Source organism: Micromonospora sp. NPDC005324 (assembly GCF_040607155.1).
GTDB lineage: Bacteria > Actinomycetota > Actinomycetes > Mycobacteriales > Micromonosporaceae > Micromonospora > Micromonospora trifolii.
The window spans coordinates 142,173-156,856 of the sequence record NZ_JBEXGE010000011.1; the positions used below are offsets into that span (position 1 = coordinate 142,173).

The 14,684-nt window shown below is 73.8% G+C and carries 11 protein-coding genes; 9 read left to right on the top strand and 2 right to left on the bottom strand.

The genetic code is table 11. The features are described from left to right. Positions 1-26: 26 nt before the first annotated feature. From ABZS40_RS14595 to ABZS40_RS14605, 3 genes are read left to right on the top strand one after another with little or no spacing between them, the layout of a single operon-like run. Positions 27-1,847, top strand: a complete 1,821-nt coding sequence (locus ABZS40_RS14595; protein ID WP_354943762.1) for an ABC transporter — start codon at positions 27-29, stop codon at positions 1,845-1,847. After that, on the top strand, positions 1,844-3,529 hold the full coding sequence (locus ABZS40_RS14600; protein ID WP_354943763.1) for a GTPase: 1,686 nt from the start codon (positions 1,844-1,846) through the stop codon (positions 3,527-3,529). Before ABZS40_RS14595 ends, ABZS40_RS14600 begins: the two co-directional genes overlap by 4 nt. A gap of 57 nt (positions 3,530-3,586) precedes the next feature. After that, positions 3,587-4,810 (top strand): hypothetical protein, encoded by a 1,224-nt coding sequence (locus tag ABZS40_RS14605; RefSeq protein ID WP_354943764.1) that lies wholly within the window; start codon positions 3,587-3,589, stop codon positions 4,808-4,810. A 70-nt stretch (positions 4,811-4,880) separates the two neighbouring features. On the opposite strand, the gene ABZS40_RS14610 is transcribed toward ABZS40_RS14605, so the two are convergent. Both ABZS40_RS14610 and ABZS40_RS14615 read right to left on the bottom strand, forming a co-directional pair. Beyond that, entirely contained in the window at positions 4,881-5,504 is a 624-nt protein-coding gene (locus ABZS40_RS14610) for a phosphatase PAP2 family protein (RefSeq protein ID WP_354943765.1), read from the bottom strand. Positions 5,505-5,569: 65 nt separating this feature from the next. Beyond that, a complete protein-coding gene (locus ABZS40_RS14615) occupies positions 5,570-6,436 on the bottom strand; it encodes a hypothetical protein (RefSeq protein WP_354943766.1) in 867 nt (288 codons plus the stop codon). Between the two features lie 524 nt (positions 6,437-6,960). On the opposite strand from ABZS40_RS14615, the gene pdhA reads away from it, so the two are divergent. The 6 genes from pdhA (at position 6,961) to ABZS40_RS14645 (ending at position 14,434) form a co-directional block, all read left to right on the top strand. Next, the gene (gene pdhA / locus ABZS40_RS14620; RefSeq protein ID WP_354943767.1) at positions 6,961-8,136 is read left to right on the top strand and encodes a pyruvate dehydrogenase (acetyl-transferring) E1 component subunit alpha; all 1,176 of its coding nucleotides are present in this window, start codon (positions 6,961-6,963) and stop codon (positions 8,134-8,136) included. Continuing rightward, positions 8,136-9,125 carry an alpha-ketoacid dehydrogenase subunit beta gene (locus ABZS40_RS14625; RefSeq protein ID WP_354943768.1) on the top strand — a complete coding sequence of 330 codons (990 nt, stop codon included), beginning with the start codon at positions 8,136-8,138 and terminating at the stop codon, positions 9,123-9,125. The genes pdhA and ABZS40_RS14625 overlap by 1 nt, the downstream gene beginning before the upstream one ends. A 5-nt stretch (positions 9,126-9,130) precedes the next feature. Continuing rightward, positions 9,131-10,591 carry a 2-oxo acid dehydrogenase subunit E2 gene (locus ABZS40_RS14630; RefSeq protein WP_354943806.1) on the top strand — a complete coding sequence of 487 codons (1,461 nt, stop codon included), beginning with the start codon at positions 9,131-9,133 and terminating at the stop codon, positions 10,589-10,591. Between the two features lie 219 nt (positions 10,592-10,810). After that, on the top strand, positions 10,811-10,948 hold the full coding sequence (locus ABZS40_RS14635; RefSeq protein ID WP_354943769.1) for a hypothetical protein: 138 nt from the start codon (positions 10,811-10,813) through the stop codon (positions 10,946-10,948). A gap of 342 nt (positions 10,949-11,290) precedes the next feature. Then, positions 11,291-14,017: a hypothetical protein gene (locus ABZS40_RS14640; protein ID WP_354943770.1), complete on the top strand. Its 2,727-nt coding sequence runs from the start codon at positions 11,291-11,293 to the stop codon at positions 14,015-14,017. Between the two features lie 81 nt (positions 14,018-14,098). Next, positions 14,099-14,434: a hypothetical protein gene (locus tag ABZS40_RS14645; RefSeq protein ID WP_354943771.1), complete on the top strand. Its 336-nt coding sequence runs from the start codon at positions 14,099-14,101 to the stop codon at positions 14,432-14,434. The last annotated feature ends 250 nt before the right edge of the window (positions 14,435-14,684 follow it).

Sequence of the window (14,684 nt, forward strand, 5' to 3'; positions counted from 1 at the left end):
TTGCATCGGTCGGGCACGCTTTAGCGGTGACGACGCACGGCGATCCCGCCACCCGTTCCGGTGCGCCCGCCGTCGCAGCCCGTACCGACCCGCCGGACGCCGCGGAGGAGCCGCCCGCCACCACCGGGGACGACAGCCTCCCCGGCGCACTGTCGGGCCTCCGGGAGGCGATCGGCGCGACCCGGTATCCCCTCGCGCTGCCCTCTGCCATCCCTGCCCGGCACAGCGCCACCGCCCTCACCGACCAACTCGACGACTACCTGCTGCCCCGGCTCGCCCGGCTGGACGCCCCACTGCTCGTGGTGGTCGGCGGCTCCACCGGGGCGGGTAAGTCGACCCTGGTCAACAGCCTGGTCAAGGCCCGGGTCAGCGCCGCCGGCGTGCTCCGGCCGACCACCCGCTCGCCGGTGCTGGTCTGCAACCCGTCCGACGCGGCCTGGTTCCGGCAGGGTGACCTCCTGCCCGGGCTGACCCGCACCACCGAGCCGAGCGACGATCCGCGCGCCCTGCACCTCGTCACCGCTCCGGCCCTGCCCGCCGGGCTGGCCTTTCTCGACGCGCCCGACATCGACTCGGTCGTCGACGCCAACCGGGCGCTCGCCACCCAGCTGCTGGCCGCCGCCGATCTGTGGCTCTTCGTCACCACCGCCGCCCGGTACGCCGACGCGGTGCCCTGGGAGCTGCTGCGCAGTGCCCGGGCGCGCGGAGCGGTGATCGCCATGGTGCTGGACCGGGTGCCCGCCGAGGCCACCGACGAGATCGCCGCGCACCTGACCGAGATGCTCGCCGAGCAGGACCTCGGCCGGGCGCCGCTGTTCGTGTTGCCCGAGACCTGGGTCGACGGTCAGGGGCTGCTGCCCGAGGGAGTCACCGCCCCACTGGCCGACTGGTTCGCCCGGTTGGCCGCCGACGTGGACGCGCGGGCGGCGGTGGTCCGCCAGACCCTCGACGGGGCGTTGGCCGCCCTCCACCCCGCCGTGGAGGATCTGGCCGACGCCGCCGACGAGCAGCTCACCGCCGCCGACGGGCTGGACGAACGGGTCCAGGCCGCGTACCGGGGTGCCGTGCGCACCGTCGAGCAGGGGCTCCAGGACGGCCGGCTGCTCCGGGGTGAGGTGCTCGCCCGCTGGCAGGAGTTCGTCGGCACCGGCGAGCTGTTCCGCACGCTGGAGGCACGGATCGGCCGCCTCCGGGACCGGGTGGTGGCCGCCGTCACCGGTCGGCCGGCGCCCGCCGTCGAGCTGCGCAACGCCATCGAGTCCCAACTGGTGACGCTGCTGCGTGGGGTGGCCTCGGAGGCCGCCGAGTCCGCGTACACCGGGTGGAAGGCACAACCGGCCGGCAACGGGCTGCTCGACCCGGCGCTCGCCCACCCGAGCGACGACCTACCCGAACGCGCCGAGCGCATGGTCCGGGACTGGCAGCGCGGAGTGCTGGAACTGGTCCGAATCGAGGGCGGTGACAAGCGGTTCGTGGCCCGCACCGCCGCGTACGCGGTGAACGCCACCGGGCTGGCCGTGATGATCGCCGTCTTCGCCTCCACCGCGTTCATCCCGACCGGGCTGGAACTGGCCACCGGGGCCGGCACCACTGTCGCCGCGCAGGCCGTCCTCCAGGCGATCTTCGGCGACCAGGCGGTGCGTACCCTCGCCGCCAAGGCCCGCACCGACCTGCTGGACCGGGTGCGGACGCTGCTCGACGCGGAGGCCGACCGCTTCCTGAGCCGCACCGCCGACGCCCGCCCCGCCGAGGACGCCGGCGACAGGCTGCGCCGGGCCGCCGGCCGGGTCGAGCTGGCCCGGCACCGCAGCGGTCTGTCCGCCACCGACGAGGAGGGTTCCCGGTGAGCAACATCGCCGGCCGGGTCCGCGAGGTGTTCCGCGGGGACCAGCGGGTCGACGCCGACGCGCTGATCGCCCGCCTGGACGCGGTACGCCGATTCCTGACCGCCGTCGACGGTCTGCTGCCGGACTCCGACCTGGTGCCCGCGCACACAGTGGTCGAGCGGGCCGGCACCCGGCTCGCGCTGTCCCGGGACCACACAGTGGTCGCCCTGGCCGGCGCCACGGGCAGCGGCAAGTCCAGCCTCTTCAACGCGCTGGCCCAACTGGAACTCTCGCCGGTCGGGGTCCGCCGGCCGACCACCGGCGTCACCCACGCGTGCGTGTGGGGGCCGCTGGAGGGCGCCAACCACCTGCTCGACTGGATCGGCGTCCTGCCCCGACACCGCTTCGTCCGGGAGAGCGCCCTGGACGCGGACGACGAGACGGCCCTGCACGGGCTGATCCTGCTCGACCTGCCCGACTTCGACTCGGTGCAACGATCGCACCGGCTCGAGGTGGACCGACTCCTCGGCCTGGTCGACCAGGTGGTCTGGGTGGTCGACCCGCAGAAGTACGCCGACCGGGTCATCCACGACAGCTACCTGCGCGAGTTCCACCGGCACCGCGAGGTCACAGTGGTCGTGCTCAACCAGGCCGACCGGCTGCCCCCGGCCGAGGTGCCCCGGGTCCTGGACGACCTGCGTCGGCTGCTCGACACGGACGGGCTGACCGGGGTGCCCCTGCTGGCCACCACCGCCATCGATCCGGCCGGGATGGTCGGGCTGCGCAACGCGCTGGAGCGCACTGTCGCCGAGCGGCAGGCCGCGTTGCGCCGGCTCGCGGGTGACGTCGACACTGTCGTCGCCGGCTTGGACGAGCTGGTCGGTTCGGCCCGACCGGCGGACGGGCCGGACGACACCGCCGTCAAGGGGCTGAACCGGGCGTTGGCAGGGGCGGCCGGGGTGCCAGCGGTGACCGAGGCCGTGGAGCGGGCGTACCGGCACCGGGCCGGCGTGGCCACCGGCTGGCCCGTGGTCCGGGGCTGGCGGCGGTTGCGACCCGACCCGCTGCGTCGGCTGCACCTGCCCGGCCCGACCGGCGACCAGGCCGACCCGGCGGAGAGCCTGATCGCGGCCACCTCGGTACCGGACCCGACGGCCGCCCAACGGTCGGCGCTCGGCCTCGCCATCCGCGCGGTGGCCGACCGGGCCGCCACCGACCTGCCCGCCGCCTGGCCCGGCGCGGTGACCGCCGCCGCCCGGTCCCGCCTCGGCGACCTGCCGGACGCCCTGGATCGCACGATCGCCGGCACCGACCTCGGGCTCGACCGCCGCCCGCTGTGGTGGCGGTTCGTCGGCGGCTTGCAATGGTTGGTCACCCTCGCCGCAGTGGTCGGGCTGGGTTGGCTGGTGCTCGGCTACGCGCTGCGGGCGCTCGGCCTGCCCGCGCTGGACAACCCGATGGTCGGCCAGGTGCCGCTGCCGACCGTGCTGCTGCTCGGCGGCCTGCTGGCCGGGCTGCTGGTGGCGGCGCTGACCCGTCCGGTGGTGCGCTGGGCCGCCCGGCGCGCCCGGGCCCGCGCCGACCAGCGGCTGACGGCGCGTGTCGCCCAGGTGGGCGACGAGTACGTGCTGGCACCGGTACGGCTCGTGCTCGGCTCGTACGCACAGGCACGCGACGCGCTGCGGGACGCCGCGCGCCGCTGACGCTCCGCACGGCTCGCTACCGCTCTGCGTACGCCTCAGGCGGCGTAGGGTCGGAGCATGGCCACGCCTCAGACCCCCTACGACGCGGTGCTGCACGCCGCACGCGACGTGACCAAGCTGGAGTCCGCCCTCGACGCCGAGATGCTCGGCAGCGCCCTGCTGGGCAGTGTCTACGCGATCGCGGAGACCGACCGCGACGCCGCCGTACGGGAGTTCGTCACCGGCTTCCTCGCCGCCACCGCCCGCCGCAGGATCGCGGCGGCGACCACCATCAGGCAGGTCTTCGCCACGCTCGTCCCCACCGCCGAGGGCACCGATCGGGTGCGCCCGGGCAGCCAGGCGCCCACCTGGACGGCTCAGCTCGGCCGGGTGCACCTCACCGGCACCTGGGCGTACGGGGACGTGTACGGCGACCAGACCTCCTACCTCGCGACCTTCGCCTACGACGACGAGTCCGGCGGCTCGGAGCACGCGTTGGTGGCCCTGGTGGACCACAACATCGGGATCACCAAGGACATCTTCGTGGGCGGGCCGGCCGAACGGATCCTTGACCAGGTCCGGCAGATGTGCGCCGACGACGAGCTCACCTGGTTCCGTACCGAAGATCCGGCCCGGTTCCGGGGTGAGGTGGCCCGTCACCTGGCGGTCACCGACGACCTGAGCGAGTTGCCCGGCGAGGGGTCGCTCTCCACCGACCGGGCGTTGGTCGGGGCCCGGCTGGCGATCCTGCCCACCGCGGCCGACCCGACCGGGCCGGCGGAGGCCGAGCCGCTCTCCGCGGCCGAGCGCACCGACCTGGTCCGGCGGTTCCTCGCCGCGCCGGAGGCCGCCCGCTTCGGGCTGGACGCCGTCGACGGCCCCGAGCTGGCCTCCCTGCACTTCTGCCTGAGCCTGCTGCTGGACCACTCGGCGAGCTTCCCGGACGCCGATCCGATGCGCTGGAGCCCTGCCGTGTCCGGGCTCTTCCTGCTCGACTGGGTGCACCGCCGGGCCGTGCTGGACATGGACGACGCGGCGATGCTGCCCCGGGTGCTGCGGGCCTGGGCACGGTACGCGTCGCGCCAGCGCGGGCTGCCCGAGGCGGCGGCGACGCGCACCGACGAGGCGATCGAGGAGATGGTGCCGGAGTTCGCCCGCCTCTACTCGACCGGTGAGCGGCGCAGCGCTGCCACCGCCGCGGTGGCGCAGCTGATGGCCGACGGGGTGGACCCGGACGACCCGGCCGCACTGGACGCGTGGATCGAGGCGAACCGGCACCGTCTCGCCGACGACGGCGCCTGACGGCGTCCGAGGGTGGGCGGCCCCGCGCCGCCCGCCCTGGGCCGGGCTACCGCAGCGGACGTAGGCCGGGCTAGCGCAGCGGGCCGAAGATCACTGCGGCGATCAGGGCGCCGAGCGCGCCTCCGGTCAGCACCTGCGCCACCGTGTGGTCTTTCAGGCGTACCCGGGACCAGCCGACCACGGCCAGCAGCGGTGCGGCGACGACCAGCCGCGTCCCGAAGGTCAGCATCAGGATGACCAGCGTGCCGGCGGCGACCGCCGAGTGGATCGACATCTTCCACCAGTGGCTGACCGACACGGCGACGACGAGGCCGACGAGGCCGGACACCGCCAGCGCCAGCACCGGGCGGGGCGCGCCCAGCACGGCGAGCAGGGCGAGCCCCGCCGCGACCGAACCGAGGCCGACCAGCAGCGGCGCCCGGCGCTGCTCCCGGCGGCCGACGTGGTGGTCGGTGAGCCGGCCACGGCGTACCCCGCCGACGATGTAGGCGAATGGAATGCCGGTGACGAAGAGGGTGGCGAGCAGACCCCAGACGAGGCCCTGACCGGGGCGGCTGGCGCTGTGCCAGCTCACCGTGATGATCAGCAGCGACACGAGCACCGCCGGGGCGGTCACCTCGGTGACCAGCCGGGCGATCCGCAACCCCGGGCCGGGCCGGGTGGTGACCGGGCGGGGTTCCGCACCGCCGCCCACGCCACCCCCTCCGGTACACGCCTACCGCCGAACACCGCCGTCGCCGCATGAGCCGCGCCTGATCGTCACCGTACCGCCGGCCACACCGCAGGGTACGTCGGTCCGGCCGGTGGTGCCGGCCTGACGCTGGGCGTTGGGGCGACGGCCGACGGCGACGGGATCGCCGGGCTGGGTCGGCGGGTCGGTACCGCGGGCGGCGTGGGTGTGGGGGCCGGCACGGATCGGGTGCTGGTCGGCACCGCGGTCGCGGTCGCGTCGTCGGTCGGTGTGGGTGTCGGCCCCAACGTCGGGTCCAGTGTGGGCGTCGGGTCCACCGTCAGGGTCGGGGTCGGATCGGGATCGGCCGAGCCGGTCGGGTCCGGGTCGGTGGGGTCCGGGTCCGGCGAGTCGGTCGGGTCCGGGTCGGTCGGGTCGGGGTTCGGCGGGTCGGTCGGGTCGGGGTCGGTCGGCGGCGGAACGACGGGCGGGGGTACCGGCGGCACGGTGGGCCGCGTGGGTCTCGGTGCCACCGGCGGGGCGGTCGTCCATCGGGCGGGCCCGGGATCGGCGGCGGCGGGCCCTTCCCGTGGACGCAAGGGGGCTGCTGGCAGCCAGCCGCTGGTCGGGCCGACGCTGGGTGTGCCGAGCGGGAGAAGCGGTGGCTGGCTGGTCATCGGCAGCGGGATCACCACCGGCCCGACGGACGGGGTCGGCATGAACGGGGTGCTGCTGTCCGGCAGGGCGGTGCTGCCCGGGGTGGCCGAGCCCGCGCTGATCGCGGCGAGGATGGGCATCGACGCCGTGCCGGCCAGCAGCGCGACGGTGAGCAGGTAACCGCGGGAGGGGCCACCGGCGCCGGGGGCCCGGTGGACACCGACCACCCGGCGGTAGCCGTCGGCCGACCGGTGCCGACCAAGCGCTGGCGTGCCGGGACCGTCACCTGGCTCGTACACCGCACACCCCTTGTCGTCGGCCGTTGGAGGACATGGATGGACGCCGCCGGGAGCAAAAACCCGACAAATAACCCGATAGGCGCGATCCTGCGGGAAACAGCCTCGCGCAGTCACAGTGGGTCAGCCAACCTCCACCGCGTGTCGACACGCGGTGCTGCCCGAACGGTGACGAATCGTGCCGCAACGCATGGGAAACGCGGGCCGGCATGATGGCGACAAACGGCGTCAAAGCATGGGCGGTCGGATTGCGGAGGCAGGCGTACTGTGGGCGCGCTCACCTGCTCTGCGAATATGGAGCACGACGGCAACGCAGCCGTGACCTCCGCGCACCCTCGCGGCAGGCGCGGTTGAGCGCCGGCGCTCCCGATCCGGGCTCGGCCAGAACCCGGATCACGCCGTGCGGCAACCCCCACCGGGGCTAGGCGCGGCCGCCAGGAACCGGTCCGGCAGCAGCCGGGCAGGCGCACGAGTTGCGCGGCCGGGTGACCCCCCGGTGCCGACGCAGACACGACAGGGAGAGACCGATGGCAAAGGGCGACCCCGGGGGCACCACCCGCAGCAGGCGGGCTGCACCCCGCTCCAGGAAGGGCGCGGCCGGCGACCCCGCGCTGGTGCAGCTGCTCACCCCCGAAGGCGAGCGGATCGACAGCGCCACCGGGCCGGACGGCACCGAGTACCGCGTCGACTTCACCGACGAGGAATACCGCGGTCTCTACCGCGACCTGGTGCTGGTCCGGAAGTTGGACGCCGAGGCGACAGCTCTCCAGCGCCAGGGCGAGCTGGGCCTCTGGGCCAGCCTGCTCGGCCAGGAAGCCGCCCAGGTCGGCTCCGGGCGGGCGCTGCGCACCCAGGACATGGCCTTCCCGACCTACCGGGAGCACGGCGTCCTCTACTGCCGGGGCATCGACCCGATCATGCCGCTCGGCCTGTTCCGCGGTGTCGACCAGGGCGGCTGGGACCCGAACGAGTTCAAGTTCAACATGTACACGATCGTCATCGGCGCGCAGACCCTGCACGCGACCGGCTACGCGATGGGGATCACCATCGACGGCAAGACCGGCACCGACGACGGCGAGGCCGCGATCGCCTACTTCGGCGACGGCGCCACCAGCCAGGGCGACGTGAACGAGGCGTTCGTCTGGGCCAGCGTGTTCAACGCGCCGCTGGTCTTCTTCTGCCAGAACAACCAGTACGCGATCTCCGAGCCGCTGGAGCGGCAGACCCGCGTCCCGCTCTACCAGCGGGCCGCCGGCTTCGGCTTCCCCGGCGTACGGGTGGACGGCAACGACGTCCTCGCCACGTACGCGGTCACCCGCACCGCTCTGGACAACGCCCGCCTCGGGCAGGGCCCGAGCCTGATCGAGGCGTACACCTACCGGATGGGCGCGCACACCACCTCCGACGACCCGACCCGTTACCGCATCGCCAGCGAGGTCGAGGCGTGGCAGGCCAAGGACCCGATCGCCCGGGTCAAGGCCTTCCTGGAGAAGCAGAAGATCGCCGACGCGGGCTTCTTCGCCGAGGTCGACGAGCAGGCCCGCCGCGAGTCGGTGCACCTGCGCGAGCGGGTGCTCGAGATGCCCGACCCGGAGCCGGTGACGATGTTCGACCACGTCTACCCCAACGGGTCTCCGCTGCTCGACGAGCAGCGCGCGAAGTTCAGCCGCTACATGGAGTCGTTCGAGGGGAGCGCCCACTGATGGCCACGGAGACGCTCACCATCGGCAAGGCCCTCAACACCGGTCTGCGCCGGGCCTTGGAGAACGACCCCAAGGTCATCATCATGGGCGAGGACGTCGGCAAGCTCGGCGGCGTCTTCCGGATCACCGACGGCCTCCAAAAGGACTTCGGCGACCAGCGGGTGATCGACACCCCGTTGGCCGAGTCCGGCATCATCGGCACCGCTGTCGGTCTGGCCATCCGCGGCTACCGGCCGGTCTGCGAGATCCAGTTCGACGGCTTCGTCTACCCGGCGTACGACCAGATCGTGTCGCAGGTGGCGAAGATGCACTACCGCTCGGGCGGCCGGCTCAGCATCCCCATGGTCATCCGGATCCCGTTCGGCGGCGGCATCGGCGCTGTCGAGCACCACTCCGAGTCGCCGGAGGCGTACTTCGCGCACACCGCCGGCCTGAAGGTGGTGACCTGCTCCAACCCGCAGGACGCGTACGTGATGATCCAGCAGGCCATCGCCTCGGACGACCCGATCGTCTTCCTGGAGCCCAAGCGGCGCTACTGGGAGAAGGGCCAGGTCGACCTGGACGCGCCGCTGGCCGACGCGTACCCCCTGCACTCGGCCCGGGTCGTGCGGCCCGGCACCGACGTCACCGTGCTGGCCTACGGCCCGATGGTGCGGACCTGCCTGGAGGCGGCGACCGCCGCCGCCGAGGACGGTCGGGAGCTGGAGGTCATCGACCTGCGTTCGCTCTCGCCGCTGGACCTGACCGCGGCGTACGAGTCGGTGAAGCGCACCGGCCGCGCGGTAGTGGTGCACGAGGCGCCGTCCAACATCGGCCTCGGCGCCGAGTTGGCCGCCCGGATCACCGAGGAGTGCTTCTACTCCCTGGAGTCGCCAGTGCTGCGCGTGACCGGCTTCGACATCCCCTACCCGGCCGCCCGGGTGGAGGAGGAGTTCCTGCCCGACCTCGATCGGGTGCTCGACGCCGTCGACCGCTCCTTCGGCTGGTGAGCGACATGTCCCGGATCAAGACGTTCAACCTGCCCGACCTGGGCGAAGGGCTGACCGAGGGCGAGATCCTGGCCTGGCTGGTCAAGGTCGGCGACACCATCGAGCTGAACCAGCCGATCGTCGAGGTGGAGACGGCCAAGGCGGCGGTGGAGATCCCGGCGAAGTGGGCCGGCCAGGTGCAGGCCATCCACCACCCGGAGGGCACCACGGTCGAGGTCGGTACGCCGATCATCGCGATCGACACCGACCCGGGTGCCGGCCCGCTGGAGGCGCCGTCGACCACTGCCACGCCCAGCGCTGACCTGCCCACCCCGTCGGCGGCCTCGCTGGCGGCGGTGGAGGTGGCGCCGGCCGAGGGCATGGTCGAGCCCGGCCTGATCGGTGGCGCGGCCCCGGGTGGGCGGACGGCGGTGCTGGTCGGGTACGGCCCGCGTACGACCGCCGCGAAGCGCCGCCCCCGCAAGGGCGCGGTCCCGACCGCCCCTGCTGGGGTCGATCATGGAGTTGTGGTGGGTGACAAACCAGCCGCGACCCCCACGATTCCGGCACCACAAGTCCATGATCGACGCAACGGGGCGACCGGCGGCGTGCTGGCCAAGCCGCCGGTGCGCAAGCTCGCCAAGGACCTCGGGGTCGACCTTGGCACGTTGACCGGGTCGGGGCCGCTCGGCTCGATCACCCGGGAGGACGTGCAGCAGGCGGCGAGCGGTGCGAGCGTGGTGGTTGCCGAGCCGATCGCGGCGACGAGCGCGCCCAGCTTCGGTGCGGACCGGGAGCAGCGCATCCCGGTCAAGGGCGTCCGCAAGCTGACCGCCGAGAACATGTCCCGCTCGGCGTTCACCGCCCCGCACGTGACGGAGTTCCTGACCGTCGACGTGACGCGGGCGATGAAGGCGCTGGACCGGCTGCGCGGCCGGCGGGAGTGGCGCGACGTACGGGTCTCGCCGCTGCTGCTGGTGGCGAAGGCGGTGCTGCTGGCGGTGCAACGGCGCCCGATGGTCAACTCGACCTGGGCGGGCGACGAGATCGTGGTCAAGGAGTACGTCAACCTCGGCATCGCGGCGGCCACCGAGCGCGGCCTGATCGTGCCGAACGTCAAGGACGCCGGCCGACTCTCGCTGCGGGAGTTGGCGGACGCGTTGACCGACCTGGTGCAGACGGCGAAGTCCGGCCGCACCTCGCCGGCGGCCATGTCCGGCGGCACCCTGACCATCACCAACGTCGGCGTGTTCGGGGTGGACACCGGCACACCGATCCTGCCGCCGGGTGAGTCCGCGATCCTGGCCTTCGGCGCGGTGCGGGAGATGCCCTGGGTGCACAAGGGCAAGGTCAGGGTTCGCCAGGTCACCACGCTGGGGCTGAGCTTCGACCACCGGATCGTCGACGGTGAGCTGGGCTCGAAGTTCCTGCGGGACGTCGGCGACTTCCTCACGGATCCGGAGGCGGCGCTGCTCGCCTGGACCTGACCGGTTCGAACGCCAGCCACGGCCGGTGTGCCACGGGTTAACGCCCGGCACACCGGCCGTGTCCGTTGGGCGACGGAACCGTCGGCCAGATGGCCTGTTGACCTTTGATTGTTAGGCAGGTGTCTCAGCTCACCTAATAATCGATGGAAGTTTGCCGGCTTCTGCTGTTGAATAGAGGCATCAAGGGGCTGACAACCGAATAGCTAGGGGGACCCACCAATGAGCATGATCGAGCGAATCCGCAACCACCGCGATGCCACCCGCCGCGCCCGTGCCATCGAGCACGCGCTGCGCTCGGCGAACTCGCCGGCGGTCCGCGAGGAAATCCTCGTCATCGCCCAGCGTCACCTGAGCTGACGCTCCACGACATTCCTCACCTCCTCCAGATCGATGGCCCACCCGGCCCACCGGGTGGGCCATCGGCGTTTCCCAACCACCACCACCGGGATTCCGCCCTGCCGCAGCGCCCGGTACGGTGGGCTTCGGTCGCCGCCCGCCGACCCGGCAGAGGCCGAGCCGACAAAACTGCTCGGCATCAACCGGCCACGGTGAGTGACGACCAGTGCTCCTTGGACGTGTCGTGCGACCACCCGATACCGTGCGGGGAGCCGGCACAGCGGTACGCCGGTGACGCCGGCAGCCACGCCGAGGAGACCGATCGGCACCGGCGAGCCGACATGTGATGGAGGAGGCGCACCCATGACGTCCGAGGGCCCGCACCGACCCGGCCAGGAGCCGGACGAGGTGTCACCGGGCGCCGGCGGACCGGCGCCGTACGGCGACCGCCCGGCGCAGCCGGACAACGGCCAGAACGCCGGCGGCCCCGACCTGGGCTGGGCGCCCCCGCCCCCGACGCGGTCCAACCCGTCGGCACCGGCATGGGCGACCCAGCCCGAGCAGCCGCCGGCCCCCGCCTGGGGTGCCGCCGCCGCTCCGCAGCCCGACGACCCGGCGCAGCCCGCCTGGGCCGCAGGCGGCGCGAGCGAGCCGCCGCCGCAGCAGCAGCCGGGCGCGTGGCCCGGCAACGACGGCGCGCAGGCTCCGGCCCAGCCTGACCTCTGGGCCGCGCAGCAGCAGGGCTGGACGCCCGCCGAGCAGAGCGCACCCGCGCCGACCTGGACCCCGAACGCCCCCGCTGAGCAGCCGGACTGGGTGCAGGTCCAGCCGGCCGCGCGGGGCGCCGCGCAGGTTCCCCCGGCCACCGCCGCCTGGCCCGCCCAGGAGGACCCGGCCAGCGCCGGCGGCTGGGGCGACGCGCCGCAGGCCAACCCGCCCGCCGCCGACTGGCGGGGAGCCGAATCTCCGCAACCCGACGCAGGGCAGGCCGCCGGCTGGTCCGGCGGCGCTCAGCAGGACCAGGCCACTGGCAACGGCGGCTGGCCCGCGGGCGGCGCCGCCCGCGACGACCAGCCGATGTGGACGCCGGCGGAGCAGTCGCCACCGGCCTGGGGCCAGCCCGCCGAAGCGACCGAGCAGCCCGCCCCCGGCTGGGGTCAGGCTGCCCAGCCGAACTCGGCCCGTGGCGCTGCCCAGGTCCCGGCCCCGACGACGACCTGGCCCGCGCAGGACGACCCGGCCAACTCCGGCGGATGGGCCGCGCAGCAGCAGCAGGCGCAGCCCGCAGGATGGAACGACGGCAGCGACGCGCGGCAGGACCAGCCCGCGCAGCCGGCCGCCTGGGGCGGCGCCGAGAGCCGTCCACAGCAGCCCGACTGGGTGCTCTCCCAGCCGGAGCAGCCGACCGAGCGGCCGGAGCAGGCGGGGTGGACCCCGGCAGAGCCGAGCAACCTCCCCGCCCGGGCCAGCGCCAGCGTGCCCACCAGCGGTGGCGCGCCCAACTGGGCCGCCGGCCCGGACAATGCCGGGCAGGGCAACTCCCACGGCTCGCCGGACGTCGAGCCGTGGGCCCCCGGTGAGGTGTGGGGTCGCGCGGAGGCCGAGGCTTCCGCCCAGTCCCGTGGGGGCTGGGAAGCTGACCGGGGCGACGAGGCACCGGCCTACCAGCCCGGGCCCGCGCCCGGCATCTCGCCGGCGAACGCGGTGCCGCTGCCTCCGCAGGAGCAGCGCGTCCCGGGTGCCAGCCTGGCTGCCGCACCGCCGGTCGACTACGCGCCCCAGGCGAAGTTCGCCCCGATCCCCGAGCAGCCCGCCTACCCCGAGCGGGAGACCCCGGACGCCGCCGCGCAGTACGGTGGCCGCGCCGAGGACGTGCAGGCGAGTGCCGCGGTGGTGCCCGCCCCGCGTACCTCTCCGGAGTCCGGAGCGGGCCGCGCGGTCGTACCGGTGTCGGACGCCGAGTCGGCAGCCAGCGCGGCGGCCCGGGCCACGGCGAGCGCTTCGGTGCCGCTGGCCAGCCGGGTGATGCCCCCGACCGACCAGTCCATCCGACCGACCGGCACGGCCACCCCGCAACCCCGGGTGTACGGCCGTCCGGCACGACCGGAGCCGGAGGCCGAGCCGGAGCCGGAGGCGTTCCAGGGCGACCCGGGCGCCGACCGCCAGGGTGCTCCGGAGTGGCAGAACGACGCGCCACGGCAGGCCGCACCAGGCTGGCACAACGAGGGGCAGCGGCAGATCGCTCCCGACTGGCAGAACGAGGCTCAGCGGCAGCAGGCCGTACCCGACTGGCAGAACGAGGCTCAGCGGCAGGCTGGGCCCGGCTGGGGCGGCGAGTCCCCGGCCGATCCGCGCTTCGACGACCGGCAGCACGCACCGAACGCGTTCAACGAGGCCCCGCCGGCGTTCCCGCCCGGTGTGCCGTCCTTCGTCGACACCCCGGGCAACAACAGGCCGGTGAACGGCACCCGCCCGCACTCGGGTGCCGAGCCGCCGGCGGACCAGTTCGGCGGCCCCGGTTCACCCGCCGCCGGCACGGTGAACGGGACGGCGACCTTCGGCGCGCCGAACTTCGGTGGCCCGGGCTCCGGCACGCCGGGCTACGGCGGGCCGGCGACCGAGCCGGTGCCGGGCGGCGGCTTCCCGCCGTCGTTCCCGCCACCGCCGCAGCCCGCGCCGTCCTGGGGCCAGGAGGCCGGCCAGTCGGACCAGGGCCGGTTCGACGCGTTCAAGCCGGACGCCGACGAGCCGAAGGTGGAGCCACCGACGCCGAAGATACGCAACGGCAGGGTGCTGGCCGCAGTGCTGATCGCTGCGATGCTCATCCTCGCGGTGCCGCTCGGCCTGCTGCTGCTGCTCGGCAAGGTCGGCGGGGACGACACGCCGGCCTTCGACCCGGCGGTCGGCACCTGCGTGAAGCAGTCCGGGCAGGGCGGCGCCTCGGCGGCGGACTGCGGCGAGGCGGGCGCGTTCACGATCGTCTCGAAGGTGGACGCCAAGGAGAAGTGCACCGACACGACGCAGCCCCACGTGGTGCTGCCGGGTGAGGGCACCAACCGGGTGCTCTGCCTGAAGCCGGCCACGAAGTAGCTCCACCGGCGGCGGGGTCACGGGTAACCGTGGCCCCGCCGCCGTCGTACCCAAGCCTCTTGCGTCAGGCACAATTCGGTAGTGGAACGCGAGCTGGCGGCGGCGCTGGAGCCCATCTTGTCCGATCTTGGGAAGCCTGGCGGGGTTCAGCCCGAGCTTCGCGATGAGCCGTGGCGAGAGGACCCACAGACCGCGAGCGCCTTCCTCTACGCTTCCGACGGTTCCGGCCAAGGGATCTCGATCGACCTCGGACTACCCGCCGTGACACAGGTCGTCGCGCTCGCCGACCAGGTTCAGGACTGGGCGGTGGAGGCACTGTGGTCACTGGGCCGTGCCACCAATTGGCCGCCCTGCGGGCCTATGTCCGAGTCCTCGGTCGAGCAGGGGCGGAGTCCAGATGCCGGTCAGGCGTCGTGACTCGCCCCCTTGATCATTGACAGCTGAGCAACTCGACACGCCGAGCACCGCACTGCTGAGCCGCCAACGATCGCCACGACGGTCCCATCCAAGGTCAAACCGACCGCCCTGACTTCCCGCCCCCGATGGAGACGTTGACCGTCGGCCGCATCTGGGACGCAGCCCAGGTCCGCGAGTACGCCGCAAAGCGCCGGGAACGCAACGAAGGCGGTGCAGGCCAGGACGCCTTGTCGTCCGGGTCACGGCGGCT